Origin of the sequence: Bacillus sp. FJAT-49736 (assembly GCF_018343615.1) — a bacterium.
GTDB lineage: Bacteria > Bacillota > Bacilli > Bacillales > Bacillaceae_C > Margalitia.
This window is the reverse complement of the sequence record NZ_JAGYPI010000001.1, coordinates 2129557-2144388: the sequence shown is the minus strand read 5'-3', so window position 1 is coordinate 2144388 and position 14832 is coordinate 2129557. Positions and strand designations below refer to the sequence as shown.

The following is a 14832-nucleotide window of genomic DNA, read 5'->3' as shown; positions in this document are numbered from 1 at the left end:
GGTAAAAATATTAGTACATAAATCGATTTTTAAATCTTAGGCGATCAAATTGCTGAACCGATTCCTGGTCTACATTTTTTCCTATCTTCACCATTAAGCAATTAGCAGGATGGGAGCAAATTTCCGGATCATCTGTCGCAAACCACTCCAAACCACCGGCGCTCATCATTTTTTCCATTACTTTTCGATATTCCCAAACATTTAATCCTGTTCCTTTTAAATCCCAATGCCAATAATATTCCGTTGTAATCGTTATATAATTTTCCATAAAGCTATCCATCATGGAAACCTTTAATAAGCTTTTACCAACGGATGCCCCTCTATATTTTGGTATTACCTCAATTGCTCCTAATTCTATTAAATTGCTGATTTTCCCTTCGCTCCATCGTTCTAACGGGTCCGGGTAAAGGAAGGTAACATAGCCTACAACCGTTTCTTGATCTCTGGCAATAATGATTCTTCCTTCAGGCAAGTCTGCTATTTCAATTAATGCCTTGTGTTGGAGTGCAGAGGGGCGAAAAGCTATTAAATCTTTATGGAATTCTAATCCGGCAAGTTGTTTGGAAGTAATGGGTCCTTCAATTATTACATTTCCATGTGCAGTTTTAAGTTCCATAGCATTGTACGTTTTTTTGTGCTCCATCTAGTCACCCGCCTGATAAATAGTTATTTAATATTATACATAATGGACTAATGCAATATAAAAGATTATGTATCTTCCATATAAAATGAAGCGCTTACATTCCTATTGAATCTTATATATTATATCATGTTTACAAACTTGTAAAAGCCTAAAAAAATTGAGATTTTTGAAACTTTATACTATACTAAATATGTGAATAATTTCCGAAAATGTTCAAGGCAATGATGAATAATATATGTCTTAGTTAGAAATAACCTTGGATATTAAACTTTCTTATCTTGGAAAAGGGGTTGTAATCATGAAAGTGGAAGCGTTACCAGCAATTAAAGGATCTTATAATCTTCAAGACTATGAAGAAGCATACAAAACCTTTGATTGGAAGGAAACTGAAAAGTCTTTTTCATGGTCTGAAACGGGTAAGGTAAATATAGCATACGAAGCGGTAGATCGCCACGCAGAATCATTCCGCAAAAATAAGGTCGCTCTATATTACCGCAGCGATTCAAGAAAAGAAAAGTACACATTCAAGGAATTAAAAGAATTTACAAATAAAGCAGGAAACGTTTTAAAATCATATGGTGATGTAGAAAAAGGGGATCGCGTTTTTATTTTTATGCCAAGATCTCCGGAATTTTATTTTGCAGCACTTGGGGCTATTAAACTTGGAGCTATTGTAGGTCCTTTATTTGAAGCCTTCATGGAAGGCGCCGTTAAGGATCGTTTGGAGGATAGTGAAGCGAAAGTATTAGTGACAACGCCTGAATTATTAAGTCGGGTTCCAGTTGATCAACTGCCTGCTTTAAAAACAATCTTTATCGTTGGATCAGATGTTCAGGAAGATGGAAAATATATAGACTTTCTAAAACATTTAGAAGGTGCATCTACAAGCTTGGAAATGGAATGGGTTGACAGACATGACGGGCTAATTCTTCACTATACATCAGGCTCTACTGGTAAACCTAAAGGCGTGCTTCATGTCCATAATGCCATGATTCAACAGTATCAAACTGCCAAATGGGTTCTGGATTTGAAAGAAGAAGACATTTATTGGTGTACTGCCGATCCAGGATGGGTAACAGGAACCTCTTATGGTATGTTTGGTCCGTGGCTGACAGGTACATCCAATGTCATTATCGGAGGACGCTTCAGCCCTGATGCATGGTATAAGACAATTGAAGAATTTGGCGTAACTGTCTGGTACAGTGCACCTACTTCGTTCCGAATGCTAATGGGCGCGGGTGATGAGCTAGTTAAAAAGTATGATCTTTCCTCTCTTCGCCATATTCTAAGTGTCGGTGAACCACTTAATCCAGAGGTTATCCGCTGGGGAATAAAGGTATTCAACCACCGTATTCATGATACATGGTGGATGACAGAAACAGGTGCCCATTTAATATGCAACTACCCAAGTATGGAAATTAAACCAGGATCCATGGGAAAACCTATTCCTGGTGTAGAAGCAGCAATAGTGGACGACCAAGGAAATGTGCTGCCACCTAATCGTATGGGGAATCTTGCAATTAAACGCGGTTGGCCATCTATGATGCATGCTATTTGGAACAATCAAGCGAAATATGATTCTTATTTCTTCCCGAATGGTTGGTATGTTTCAGGAGATTCCGCTTATATGGATGAAGAAGGTTACTTCTGGTTCCAGGGCCGTGTTGATGATGTCATTATGACAGCAGGTGAACGTGTAGGTCCATTCGAAGTGGAAAGCAAATTATTAGAGCATCCAGCTGTTGCAGAAGCAGGCGTTATTGGCAAGCCGGATCCTGTTCGCGGTGAAATCATTAAGGCTTTTGTAGCATTAATGGATGGATATGAAGAATCAGAGGAACTAAAAGAGGATATTCGTCAATTTGTTAAAAAAGGCTTCGCTGCCCATGCCGCTCCAAGAGAAATAGAGTTCCGTGATAAGCTGCCGAAAACAAGAAGCGGTAAAATTATGCGCCGAGTGTTAAAGGCGTGGGAGCTTGATTTGCCAGTTGGGGATTTATCTACAATGGAAGATTAATAATGAAAAGTCACAATCTATATTGACATCCTTACTAAAAAACCCCACACATTTAATGTGTGGGGTTTTTGACTTCCTATTAATGGTTTAAGCCATTAATAATATCTAAATTGTCATCATTTTCCTTTTTATCATCCGGCACTTTATCATCTTTGCTTCCATCATTAGGTGGCTCTATATCAATTTGAACAACATTGGAATGCGAAGATTCATTGCCTGCAACATCTACAGCTACAACATATATATCTGAACTGCTAAATGGATACACTAATTTATCACCACTTCTGACAGCTGCCAGCTTCTTGCCATCTTTTCTGTAGACACGATATCCTACTACATCAGGACTTGGGGATTCCGTCCATTTTATTAGGTTACCTACTTTTGTTACCTTAACAGGCAATGGAGGTTTTCCATCATCTGTAATCTTTGCATCTGGAACAAGCACTTTACTCCAAATCGGATTATTTGGAATCAACTTGCTTAAATCCTTCTCTTTATCGGCTCCAATGTTTTTGATAAAATCTGGATTTAATAAAAATCCTGTATGGGCAAACTCCGATGGGGTTGAATCCAATGCCAAATAATTTTTGCCATTAATGGTCACATACTTTCCATCAATTAGGCTATCATCCTCTTTTGTAGGAGCATATTTAGCATTAAATAAATCGGATTTAACAAGGCCGGCAACCGAGCATGCTTTGGATGGAAGATCTCCGGATATAGCACAATATGATTTTCTTACAATACCACCAGGCATTGTAAAGTGATCTTTCGGAGCAACCATTTTCGGATCAGCATCATATGCAGCATTCATTAATTTACTCCAGATTTGCAAATTTCGAATGCTATAGTTTGGATAATTTGCCGCTCTTAAATCACTAGGTGTATCATAACCAATCCAAGTTCCAAAGGTGACATTTGGATTGGTCGCTACAAACCATGCATCCTTCCAATCCTGTGTCGTTCCTGTTTTTCCTGCCCAATCTGCTGAAAACTTTAGCATTGATCTTACCGAAGCGGCGGTTCCATAGCCTAAGACATCTCGCATCATATCAAGGGCTAAATAGGACGTTTGTGGACTGAAAACCGGAACAGGCTTCGACTCATGCTGGTAAATCGTTTTTCCATTCTTATCGACAATTCGATCGATTAAATAGGCATCGACAAATTGTCCTCCATTAGCGAATGTAGCATATGCATTCACATTTTCCTCAACTGTAACACCATTAGTAATTCCACCCAGGGATAATGATGGGTTATAATAATCGCCATCGGTTAAGCTTGTAATGCCCATTTTCTTTAAATAATCTGCAGGTCGCTGGTTGATAATATTTAAATAGGTTTTCGCTGCTGAAATATTATAGGAATTAGCTAAAGCTTGTCTTGCAGTTACAAGCCCATATTCTCTCCCGATAGTATAGTTCTCCGGGCTCCATTCTTTTCCGCCTGCCTGTATGGAAAACTTCGTATCAGCAATCATACTTCCTGGAGATATTTTCCCTAGTTCCAGGGACGGTCCATATACTAAAAGCGGCTTCATTGTTGAGCCATTTGGCCGCTTCCCTTGGGTAGCATGGTTTAATTGCTCCAACTTGAAATCACGGCCTCCGACGAAGCTTAATATTTTGCCGGTTTTATTTTCTATCAGCATTGCCCCAATTTGAACAGGTTCAATTCTCTTTTTTTCTTTCCCGGTTTTTGGATCCGTGTAAGTTAATGTACGAATAGGACCATAACCTTGGAATTCATTCTTGGCTTTTTGCATTTTATCATATATAGCTTTTACGACAGTAGTATGAATCTTATAACCATTTTGACGAATATTGCGATTGGCGAGTGTTTGATATTTTTCGTATAATGCTTTGTTCTTTTGTAAAGCTTCTTCAGAATAGCCATCTTTTTTCGCCAACATCGATGCGATAATTTCTTGAGAACGCTTTTCAATTTCATCTACCAGCCAAGGGTATTTTTCACTTGGACTTTTTTGTGCGGTTATAAAATCTTTTTTAATATCGTAATGAAGTGCATCTTGATATTCTTTATCATTTATATAACCGTTGTCCCGCATCCGTTTTAAAACGGTTTTCATACGATTAATTCCAGGTTCAAGATTTTTCTTTAATGTTCCTTGATTTGTAAACGGTGTATAACCAAATGGACTTTGCGGCAAGCCGGCAATGAAGGCTGATTGCGGTAGATTTAAATCCTTCGCACTTACACCGAAAATTCCTTTCGCTGCGGTTTGTACACCTGCGATATTCCGTCCTGATGAATTACGGCCAAAGGACGTATCGTTTAAATATGCGTCCAATATTTGATCCTTAGTAAAAAATTTCTCCAAACGAAGGGCAAGTAACACTTCCTTTGCTTTGCGGTCAAAGGAAACTTCATTGGTCAAAATTTGATTTTTAATAACTTGTTGTGTCAAGGTACTTCCGCCAGATTGAGTGGAAGAATTGGTCATTTCTTGAAAAATAGCGCGAAATAATGCTTTTGGCACAATCCCGTGATGCTCATAAAAATATTCATCTTCCGTTGCAATGAGTCCGTTTTTTAAATAATCCGAAACCTGTCCAACAGAAACCTCTTCCCTTTCTAATTCAGTACGCATCTTACCTAAATACACATTATTGGCAAAGTATAGCTTTGAAGTTTGATTTTCATCATATATATCCTTTTTCATCTCAGCATAGGTGCGGATTGGTTCATCCTTCACTAAAGATGCAAAATATCCGGCACCTATTCCACCGGCAAAGGACAGACCGATGATCGCAACAATGATAAAAAGCAACAATAAGTTCCAGAAAACTCCGTAAGTAATCCGGGTTCGTTTTTGCAGCTTATCATTTTGAAAAAATGAAAAAACTTTATCATAAAGCTCTTTCATTTTATTTATCGTTTCTTTCATCCATATCCCCCCAAAATCACATTCATTATAGCATAAGAATGGACTGGAAATTGCGGATTTTTCGTAATTTAATTGATATCCTTAGATTTACCTATTTTATCTTCTTCTTGCATATTTATTTGTCATTGTAAAACCAAAATTCACCCGTACATCCATGGTTATAAATAGTAGTTTAAATTTCATCATTTATATTAAGCAAAACACTATGATCTATGGTTGCAAGTTTATTATCCACTATTTAGTAAATTTAAAAGTTATTGGACAAGAAGGCTCTGCTTTACTTCTTATAAACTTAATAATTTTCAGTGTAGAAAAATCAACGTTTTTATAATAATTAATTATTTCATTTGTTTTTAAATATAAAAGTCTCGGCGCATGCTTTTGATTCATATGTATTAGATAAAATGGTTTTATGTATGCTTTCATAATTTGGATTTTCGGATAGTAATTGATTGATATCGTATGAAAATTTACCTCTTTTTGTTTAGAGCTTTTATTTCATGATTGCAGGCATCAAAATGGTATATATCGCGATGATATATTATATAAATGATTTCATTCATGGAAGATTTCATTCCCATGTTACATCCTGAATCGGATAAAAAAACATTCATTAATAAGTCGGATTTGGTTTCATTTTATTTCAAAAAATTTCAAATTTTTCTCGAAAAAATATTTGACATTATGTCAGAGGTATGTTTAAAATGTATTAAGTTTTATAACAAATATATGGCCTTGAAGGAATAAAGTAGTCTTTCTATCCCTGTTTTTAGAGAGTCGGTGGCAGGTGTGAACCGATACATATAGAATGGATGAATTACATTCTGGAGCTTTTGCTGTGAAAGCTAGTAGCAGCAAACGGATGAATTTCGTTAACAATTTTGTGAGTGGAGAATGCTTTATTCTCAAGTTGGGTGGTACCACGGATAATTTCGTCCCTTCGTTAATATAACGAAGGGGCTTTTTATTTTTATAAGGAGTGATGATACGATGAACTTGTTAGAAGATTTACAATGGCGGGGAATAATATATCAGCAAACGGATGAAGAAGGTCTGCAGAAAACATTAGATGAAAATAAAATTTCTCTATACTGTGGAATTGATCCAACTGCAGATAGTATGCATATTGGACATTTGCTACCCTTTTTGACATTGCGCCGTTTTCAACAGGCAGGGCATCGTCCGATTGTGTTAGTTGGTGGAGCAACAGGATTAATCGGGGATCCAAGTGGTAAAAAAGAAGAAAGAAAACTGCTTACTATTGAAAGTGTTCAGGAAAATGTGGAAGGCATTAAGAAACAGCTGAAACAAATCTTTACATTTGATGGTGAAAATGCCGCAATCATGACAAATAACTATGATTGGGCAGGTTCCATGGATTTAGTAACTTTCCTAAGAGATTACGGGAAATACATTGGCGTAAACTACATGCTGGCAAAGGATACCATTGCATCCAGATTAGAAACGGGAATCTCCTTTACAGAGTTTACGTATACGATTTTACAGGCAATTGACTTTTTGCACTTATACCAAAATCATGATTGTAAATTGCAAATTGGCGGAAGCGATCAATGGGGCAATATCACAACTGGTTTGGAGCTAATTCGTAAAGTAGAGGAAGAAGGGGCAAAAGCATACGGTTTAACGATTCCACTTGTAACGAAAGCAGATGGTACAAAATTCGGTAAGACAGAAAGTGGTACTGTATGGTTAGATGCTGAGAAAACGAGTCCATACGAATTCTACCAATTTTGGATTAATACGGCGGATGCGGATGTAGTCAAATATTTAAAATACTTCACATTCCTATCGCATGAAGAAATCGATGCATTAGCAAAATCAGTGGAAGAGGAGCCGCATCTACGTAAGGCTCAAAAAGCATTAGCAGAAGAAATGACACGCTTAATTCACGGTGACGCTGCGCTAGAACAAGCATTAAAGATTACTGATGCACTATTTAGCGGAGATATCAAAAACTTAAGCGCATCCGAAATTAAACAAGGCTTTAAAGATGTACCATCCTTTGAGCTTTCTAAGGATAGCAATTTAAATCTTGTAGATTTACTGGTGGAGGCAAAAATTGTTTCATCCAAACGCCAAGCACGTGAAGATATTCAAAATGGTGCCATTTATATAAATGGGGAACGTAATTCAGATGTCGAGTACGTATTAGCAGAAAGTGACCGTATCGAAGGAGAATTTACCGTTATCCGTAAAGGGAAGAAGAAGTATTTTCTAATTAATTTTGTTTGATTTATACAATTTCTTGTATAGCGTGATCTCGAGAATGAGCGGGATCACGCTATTTTATTGGATGAAAACGTCTTTCATGAAAGGGATGAAAGACAATATGCTTCAGAAACGAAATGAAAATGTCTTTCATAAGGGAAATGAAAGACAAAATGCTTCGGAAACGAAGGGAAAATGTCTTTCATAAGGGAGATGAAAGACAAAATATAAAGGAAACGAAGGAAAAATGTCTTTCATAAGGGGGATGAAAGACAAAATGCTTCGGAAACGAAGGAAAAATGTCTTTCATAAGGGAGATGAAAGACAAAATATAAAGGAAACGAAGGAAAAATGTCTTTCATAAGGGGGATGAAAGACAAAATGCTTCGGAAACGAAGGAAAAATGTCTTTCATAAGGGGGATGAAAGACAAAATGCTTCGAAAACGAAGGGAAAATGTCCTTCATAATGGAAATGAAAGACAAAATGCAAAGGAAACCAAGGAAAAATGTCTTTCATAAGGGAGATGAAAGACAAAATGCTTCGAAAACGAAGGGAAAATGTCTTTCATAAGGGAGATGAAAGACAAAATGTAAAGGAAACCAAGGAAAAATGTCCTTCATAAGGGGGATGAAAGACAAAATACAAAGGAAACCAAGGGAAAATGTCTTTCATAAGGGAAATGAAAGACAAAATGCTTCGGAAACGAAGGAAAATGTCCTTCATAAGGGGGATGAAAGACAAAATACAAAGGAAACGAAGGAAAATGTCTTTCATAAGGGGAATGAAAGACAAAATGCTTCGAAAACGAAGGGAAAATGTCCTTCATAATGGAAATGAAAGACAAAATGCAAAGGAAACCAAGGAAAAATGTCCTTCATAAGGGAGATGAAAGACAAAATGCTTCGGAAACGAAGGAAAAATGTCTTTCATAAGGGAGATGAAAGACAAAATACTTCGAAAACGAAGGGAAAATGTCCTTCATAAGGGAGATGAAAGACAAAATGCTTCGAAAACGAAGGGAAAATGTCCTTCATAAGGGAAATGAAAGACAAAATGCAAAGGAAACCAAGGAAAAATGTCCTTCATAGGGGGATGAAAGACAAAATACTTCGGAAACGAAGGGAAAATGTCTTTCATAAGGGAGATGAAAGACAAAATGCTTCGAAGACGAAATGAAAATGTCCTTCATAAGAGGGATGAAAGACAAAATACAAAGGAAACCAAGGAAAAATGTCCTTCATAAGGGAGATGAAAGACAAAATACAAAGGAAACCAAGGAAAAATGTCCTTCATAAGGGGGATGAAAGACAAAATACAAAGGAAACGAAGGAAAATGTCTTTCATAAGGGGGATGAAAGACAAAATGCTTCGGAAACGAAGGAAAAATGTCCTTCATAAGGGAGATGAAAGACAAAATAAAAAGGAAACGATTTTGTAGGAGTATAAACTCTTAACAGGGTAAATGCGATTAGCAAATGTGTAGGATAGTTATCAGTTAACTATCATTCTTAATTTGGAAAGTTTAATTAAGAAAAAGGAAATCCTGTTTATGCGGCGAAATATTAAATAGGAGGACAAAATATATGAATTTTGAAGCTAAGCATTTAATTAGATGGGGTATTCCGGGTTGGGTTTATATTACCATAGTTTTTTCTTATTTTCTGATAGATGAAAAACAAGTAGTAACTGATTTACTCAAAGAATTTGATATCTCATTTGTAGGTATAACTGCATTATTGACAGGATCGGGTGTCATCATTGGTCATCTTATTCATCAACTTAGTATTCATTTTGGTTTTGTATTAATTACAAATTGGAAGAAATACTTTATTGGGGAATATAAAATTGATCAATTAATAATGCGAAATGAGAAAGGGAAAGAAATACAACGCATATACAGTTATAGACTAGGGCAAGTTCATGCTTTACGTGCATTATTAACCAGTCTTATGTTGTCTCTATTAACTTTAATTATTTTATTTGTCATTTATGATTACTCTATAGGAACTACAATTTTATTTACTGGAATTTTTATTCTATCTATAGTAGTTGCAATTAACTATCATTACTTTAAAAGGAATCTTGATTTTTTTATCAAGGAAATTAAAAAAGAGAATTTTACTTAATTTTAATATCTATTCTATGATCATCTAAACAAAGATGCTTTTTTTTTGTAAATAGGGATGGAAGTAATGAAATTTTCCACCCATTGGATAGAGCAGAACCATGCTTGTTTTTTGCTTTTTTGATACCACATAGGTGTAAATAATATCAGTATCTATCTACTGGATTTCATTCAAATCTTTTCACAAAACTCCTGAAATAGGTAGGATATGGTTACCAAAAAAAACAGAAATAATAAAAACCCTAGAACCATTGATTAACAATGATTCTAGGGTTTTTATTATCCGGTCATTAACGTGAGTAGAGCTCGATAAATCTATCAACCCTTGATATATCAACGTTTAAACCGATAATATTCAGAACTGGCCCCACTTAATCTTTCGGAGAATAACTGAACCGTTTCTTCTTTTAAATCTAAAAGTGTGCGTGCTGAGTAGTGTTAAAGGCAAAAATAAAATTGCTAAGTTGGAAGGTTCGTTTAATTTTTATGATGAGTAAAAAAAGGACGTTGACAACTCCGTCCTACAAGTGTAGTCTTTATTGTGGATTACACTTGTAGGATGGAGGAGAAAGATGAAGAAAACAGATTGCAATATATCTGATGCAGAGTGGATTGTAATGAAGGTGCTATGGGAAGAAGCACCATCTCCATTAACTTCTGCGAAGATAGTAGAGGCAGTAAGTTCTAATAAGAATTGGAGTCCGAAAACAATTCATTCATTAATAAGTAGACTGGTAAAGAAAGGTGCTTTAGGTGTAAATAAGGAGATGCCTCTTTATGAGTATTATCCTTTGGTAGATAAAAGAGACTGTGTACTGGAAGAAACAAGGTCATTTCTTCAAAAGGTATACGATGGTTCTATCCACCTTATGCTCGCCAATTTTATAAAAGAAGAGAAGATTTCCGAGAAGGAAATAGAAGAACTGGAAAGATTGCTTAATAAAAAAAATAACGATTAAAAGGCAGGTAATGGTGTATGGTTTTATCTGCAGTATTTAAAGAAGTATTATTACTGTCACTTATGGGTAGTATTCTAGCATTGGGGATACTTGCCGTAAAGGCGATTTTTAGACAAAGGCTAAGTGCAAAGCTTCATTATTATATTTGGATTTTGCTTGTACTTAGGCTAATAGTGCCATTAGACATTCAAAGTCATATAAGCTTTATGAACTTTATTCCAATTGAACAAAAGGAACTTGATCCTCATTTTATAGCAGAACAATATGTTCCTAACATAATACCAAACAGTACTACCACAACCGAAAATACACCGTCTATAGAAGAAAGTAATGCATTAGCTGATCCAGGAATTATTGGTGCTATTTTTAGTTATGATACTGCAGCGGTGCTGTGGATAATAGGTGTTTCATCAATTTTACTATATATTTTATGCGTAAATATCTTGATGAGGGCTAAACTGAAAAAGTGTTCAGTCTGTGAAAGAGAAGACTTAATTGAAATTTTAGAAGCAGAAAGATCAAAGCTTAAAGTTAATTCTAGGATAAAAATTATTTATAGTAATTACTCGAAATCGCCTGCAGTTTACGGGATAATCCATCCTAAAATTATTATTCCAGAGGAGCTTATAGACAAATTAACCCCGGAAGAGTTTGGGTTTGTGTTAAGCCATGAATTAACTCATATTAAGAACAAGGATTTAGTGGTAAACACCTTACTTATGATTGTTAAAGCAATCTATTGGTTCAACCCCTTAATCTGGTATTCACTTAATCAGGTAAAACAAGACTGTGAAGTGGCTTGTGATGCGTCTGTCATCAGCACTTTAAAGACAGAAGAAGTCAAAAAATACGGTCAGACAATAATCAATATGCTTAGACTATTCTCAGAAAAAAGGAGTACTACTGGGACATTAGGATATGCAAGTAAATACAATAAACGGAGAATTGTTATGATTACACAATTTAAAAAAAGTTCGGCAATATGTGCAGTATTGGCTTTATCTCTTACAGTTATGGTAGGCTGTTCAAGCGCCCTTAAACCTGGCAGTTCAGATGTTAGCCCAAATGAAACCAGTGATACCAATAGTTCTACTCTGGCATTGGAAAAAACATCTCAAAATCAAGCATCACAAAGCAATACAAAGCAAGGCAATATAAATCAAGCATCACAAAGCAATACAAAGCAAGGCAATATAAATCAAGCATCACAAAGCAATACAAAGCAAGGCAATATAAATCAAGCATCACAAAGCAATACAACACAAGACAAAACAAACAATTCGTCAGTATCGAGTAACAATAGCTCTGCTTCATCATCTAATGTGGATACTCAGAGAGAACTTCTTTCAAGTATCATGCAATTGGCAAAGCAGGGTAAAATCATCAACTCAGAGTTTCCAGTTAAAACTACTGTTATAGAAGACGTAGAGAGAAAACTAGGAAATCCGGAGAAGGTTGATTGGGTGCCTAATGCTAAAGGAAATTATGCTGTATTTTCAAAATACAATTTGGTATTTGGTTTCAACAAAGGGTCACAGATTTTTGAGGCGAGATCCTTTGATAAAAAATTAAATGAATTATCACTTTCTATGGTAAAGAAAGTATTTGGAACTCCGGCATATGATGCGAAAAGTAACAGTGAGGAGATTATTGGTTATGTTGCAAATTCGGAATACAACATTTTGTTAGTATTTCCTAAGCCTTCAAATAGCAATCCTGACCCGGTAATGGACCACTACTCCGTGTTTTACCCTAGGGGGACCGTTAATAATATGTCAAACGATCCGGGAAGACAATGGTAATAATATATGAGACAAAAAAGTAACGACTCCTAACGAGCTCCGTTAAACAACTTAAAGATAGGATGAAAGGATCATGGTTTCCTCCTCTTGTAAGTTAAAGATTTTCTTTAATAGATTAAACAATAGCAATAACAATCGGAAGATGAACTCGAAAAAGTGTGAAAAAACGTCATAAAAGCTAAAAATGAAAAGTTAGAAAGGGGAATTGGAGTATGAAAAGACATAGGAAATCACGAAATAAACTACTTATTTTTACGATTCCACTTATAATTTTAGCCTTAATCATTGGCGTTTATTATGCAATCAAACTAAATCATAGCGAACAGTCGCCAGCTAAAGAGAGCCCAATTATTACTAATCCTTCCGGTAAAAAAATAGTGGATTCGAAGAAGGATCAGATTTCAAGTCTTGAGAAATTAGTAGAAGAAACTTTTTCCTTATCTAAGGAAAGGAAGGTTCCGAATATTCCCTTTGTTTCCGGTAAAACAGAATGGAAGGAAGTAAACAAAGAATGGGGAAAATCAGACCATATTTCGGAAACTACTAAAGGCAGATATGAGGAATACGCAAGTCATCATGCTACAATCGGATATGCCCATCAGACTGTAAATGATATACGATCGTATGATTCGGAACTACAAAAAATCTCGTTAAATGAAATTGAGAAAACTGGTGGACAACCCGATGCTATTCGATACTATAAAAATTCAACTGTTGACCAAATGATACTAGTCTATCATTCAACGGCTACTACTGATTTATTATGGGTTTTACCGGTAAAAACAGAGCAAGAGCCAAATCCTAAAGTTGACCATATCTCACTCTTTACACAGATTGAAAAGGAACCAAATCAACAAACACAAGTTGAAAAACCAAATCAACAAGGAAATCAATCCATTTCAGAGGTCATTTCTAAAATGAGCTTAGAAGATAAAATTGGCCAGATGATTCTTGCTGGAATTTCCGGGACTACAATGGATGCAAACGCAAAACAATTAATTGGCCAATTCCATGTTGGGGGAATTATTTTTTACAAATATAATTTTGAAACCCCTGCACAAGTGATTCAACTTGTGAATCAACTGAAAGCTGGAAATAGTTCCAGTTTACCGCTTTTACTAGGTGCTGACCAAGAGGGTGGACGTGTGACAAGATTGCCAGGCGGACTTGTTAACTTTCCACCAAATAAAAAGATTGGCCAGGTAAATAATCCCGATTTTTCTTATAAAGTCGGTACACTTTTAGGTCGAGAATTAAAAGAATATGGTTTAAATCTCGATTTTGCACCTGTTCTTGATATTAACAGCAATCCGAATAACCCAGTAATAGGGGATCGATCATTTGGGAACAATGCGGAAATAGTAAGTAAACTTGGGGTTCAAACGATGAAAGGGATACAGTCTCAGAACGTTATCACGACAATTAAGCATTTTCCTGGTCACGGAGATACATCGGTTGATTCCCATCTGGACCTTCCAATTGTAAATAAAAGCCTTAAGGAACTTAAAGAACTAGAGTTAATACCGTTTGAACGTGCGATTAATCAAGGTGCAGATGTTGTGATGGTCGCTCATATCTTATTGCCTCAATTAGATAAAACGAATCCAGGGACCATGTCAAAAGCTGTCATGACGGATGTTCTTAGAAAACAACTTGGTTATACAGGAGTAATCATAACGGACGATATGACAATGGGAGCCATCACACAACATTTTGATATTGGTAAAGCATCGGTAGAATCAGTAAAGGCAGGAAGCGATATTATTTTAGTAGGGCATGACTATAATAATGTTGTAAAGATTATCTCCTCTTTAAAAACTGCTGTTCAAAATGGAGAAATCTCCGAACAAAGATTAAATGAAAGTATAGAAAGAATAATTCAACTAAAAAGGAACTATAGCATTAACGATACGAAAGTAGGAAATCCTAACATAAATGAAATAAATCACTCAATCAATAGTCTTCTGAATAATTATTTACAGTAATTATTAAATAGATTCGTGAGTTAAAAGATTACTTATTCCGTATTGGAGTGCACTGGAGAATGGGATGTTGAAAAAATACTTGAGGCAAAATAAAAGATAAATGTGCTCTAATTGAATAAGCTAACATTCGAAGATAAATAGAAAAAATAGGCATGATTCCAT

The 14832-nt window shown here is 35.7% G+C and carries 10 protein-coding genes and 1 other annotated feature; of the genes, 8 read left to right on the top strand and 2 right to left on the bottom strand.

Features of this window, described 5'->3' with window-relative positions:
• Window positions 1-10 precede the first annotated feature (10 nt).
• Entirely contained in the window at window positions 11-643 is a 633-nt protein-coding gene (locus KHA87_RS11135) for a GNAT family N-acetyltransferase (RefSeq protein WP_213094118.1), read from the bottom strand.
• Window positions 644-941: 298 nt separating this feature from the next.
• Between KHA87_RS11135 and acsA the strand changes: the two genes are divergently transcribed.
• Window positions 942-2660, top strand: a complete 1719-nt coding sequence (gene acsA, locus KHA87_RS11130) for an acetate--CoA ligase (RefSeq protein ID WP_213094117.1) — start codon at window positions 942-944, stop codon at window positions 2658-2660.
• A 79-nt stretch (window positions 2661-2739) separates the two neighbouring features.
• Here the strand turns inward: acsA and KHA87_RS11125 are convergent, their stop codons facing one another.
• Window positions 2740-5568: a transglycosylase domain-containing protein gene (locus tag KHA87_RS11125; RefSeq protein ID WP_213094116.1), complete on the bottom strand. Its 2829-nt coding sequence runs from the start codon at window positions 5566-5568 to the stop codon at window positions 2740-2742.
• Between the two features lie 726 nt (window positions 5569-6294).
• Window positions 6295-6511 (top strand) — a binding site (T-box leader).
• A gap of 47 nt (window positions 6512-6558) precedes the next feature.
• On the opposite strand from KHA87_RS11125, the gene tyrS reads away from it, so the two are divergent.
• The 7 genes from tyrS (at window position 6559) to nagZ (ending at window position 14670) form a co-directional block, all read left to right on the top strand.
• Window positions 6559-7821, top strand: a complete 1263-nt coding sequence (gene tyrS, locus KHA87_RS11120; RefSeq protein WP_213094115.1) for a tyrosine--tRNA ligase — start codon at window positions 6559-6561, stop codon at window positions 7819-7821.
• Window positions 7822-8426: 605 nt separating this feature from the next.
• Window positions 8427-8627, top strand: a complete 201-nt coding sequence (locus tag KHA87_RS11115) for a hypothetical protein (RefSeq protein WP_213094114.1) — start codon at window positions 8427-8429, stop codon at window positions 8625-8627.
• A 420-nt stretch (window positions 8628-9047) separates the two neighbouring features.
• Window positions 9048-9197, top strand: a complete 150-nt coding sequence (locus KHA87_RS11110) for a hypothetical protein (protein WP_213094113.1) — start codon at window positions 9048-9050, stop codon at window positions 9195-9197.
• 185 nt (window positions 9198-9382) lie between these two features.
• Window positions 9383-9925, top strand: a complete 543-nt coding sequence (locus KHA87_RS11105) for a BA5345 family protein (RefSeq protein ID WP_213094112.1) — start codon at window positions 9383-9385, stop codon at window positions 9923-9925.
• A 571-nt stretch (window positions 9926-10496) separates the two neighbouring features.
• On the top strand, window positions 10497-10883 hold the full coding sequence (locus KHA87_RS11100) for a BlaI/MecI/CopY family transcriptional regulator (RefSeq protein WP_213094111.1): 387 nt from the start codon (window positions 10497-10499) through the stop codon (window positions 10881-10883).
• 17 nt (window positions 10884-10900) lie between these two features.
• The gene (locus tag KHA87_RS11095) at window positions 10901-12685 is read left to right on the top strand and encodes a M56 family metallopeptidase (protein ID WP_213094110.1); all 1785 of its coding nucleotides are present in this window, start codon (window positions 10901-10903) and stop codon (window positions 12683-12685) included.
• A gap of 212 nt (window positions 12686-12897) precedes the next feature.
• On the top strand, window positions 12898-14670 hold the full coding sequence (gene nagZ / locus KHA87_RS11090) for a beta-N-acetylhexosaminidase (RefSeq protein WP_213094109.1): 1773 nt from the start codon (window positions 12898-12900) through the stop codon (window positions 14668-14670).
• Window positions 14671-14832: the final 162 nt, after the last annotated feature.

Bases quoted from the DNA above. Each gene is read 5' to 3' on its own strand.
- KHA87_RS11135 (WP_213094118.1), bottom strand. From the start codon at position 643: ATGGAGCACAAAAAAACGTACAATGCTATGGAACTTAAAACTGCACAT.
- acsA (WP_213094117.1), top strand. From the start codon at position 942: ATGAAAGTGGAAGCGTTACCAGCAATTAAAGGATCTTATAATCTTCAA.
- KHA87_RS11125 (WP_213094116.1), bottom strand. From the start codon at position 5,568: ATGAAAGAAACGATAAATAAAATGAAAGAGCTTTATGATAAAGTTTTT.
- tyrS (WP_213094115.1), top strand. From the start codon at position 6,559: ATGAACTTGTTAGAAGATTTACAATGGCGGGGAATAATATATCAGCAA.
- KHA87_RS11115 (WP_213094114.1), top strand. From the start codon at position 8,427: ATGAAAGACAAAATACAAAGGAAACCAAGGGAAAATGTCTTTCATAAG.
- KHA87_RS11110 (WP_213094113.1), top strand. From the start codon at position 9,048: ATGAAAGACAAAATACAAAGGAAACCAAGGAAAAATGTCCTTCATAAG.
- KHA87_RS11105 (WP_213094112.1), top strand. From the start codon at position 9,383: ATGAATTTTGAAGCTAAGCATTTAATTAGATGGGGTATTCCGGGTTGG.
- KHA87_RS11100 (WP_213094111.1), top strand. From the start codon at position 10,497: ATGAAGAAAACAGATTGCAATATATCTGATGCAGAGTGGATTGTAATG.
- KHA87_RS11095 (WP_213094110.1), top strand. From the start codon at position 10,901: ATGGTTTTATCTGCAGTATTTAAAGAAGTATTATTACTGTCACTTATG.
- nagZ (WP_213094109.1), top strand. From the start codon at position 12,898: ATGAAAAGACATAGGAAATCACGAAATAAACTACTTATTTTTACGATT.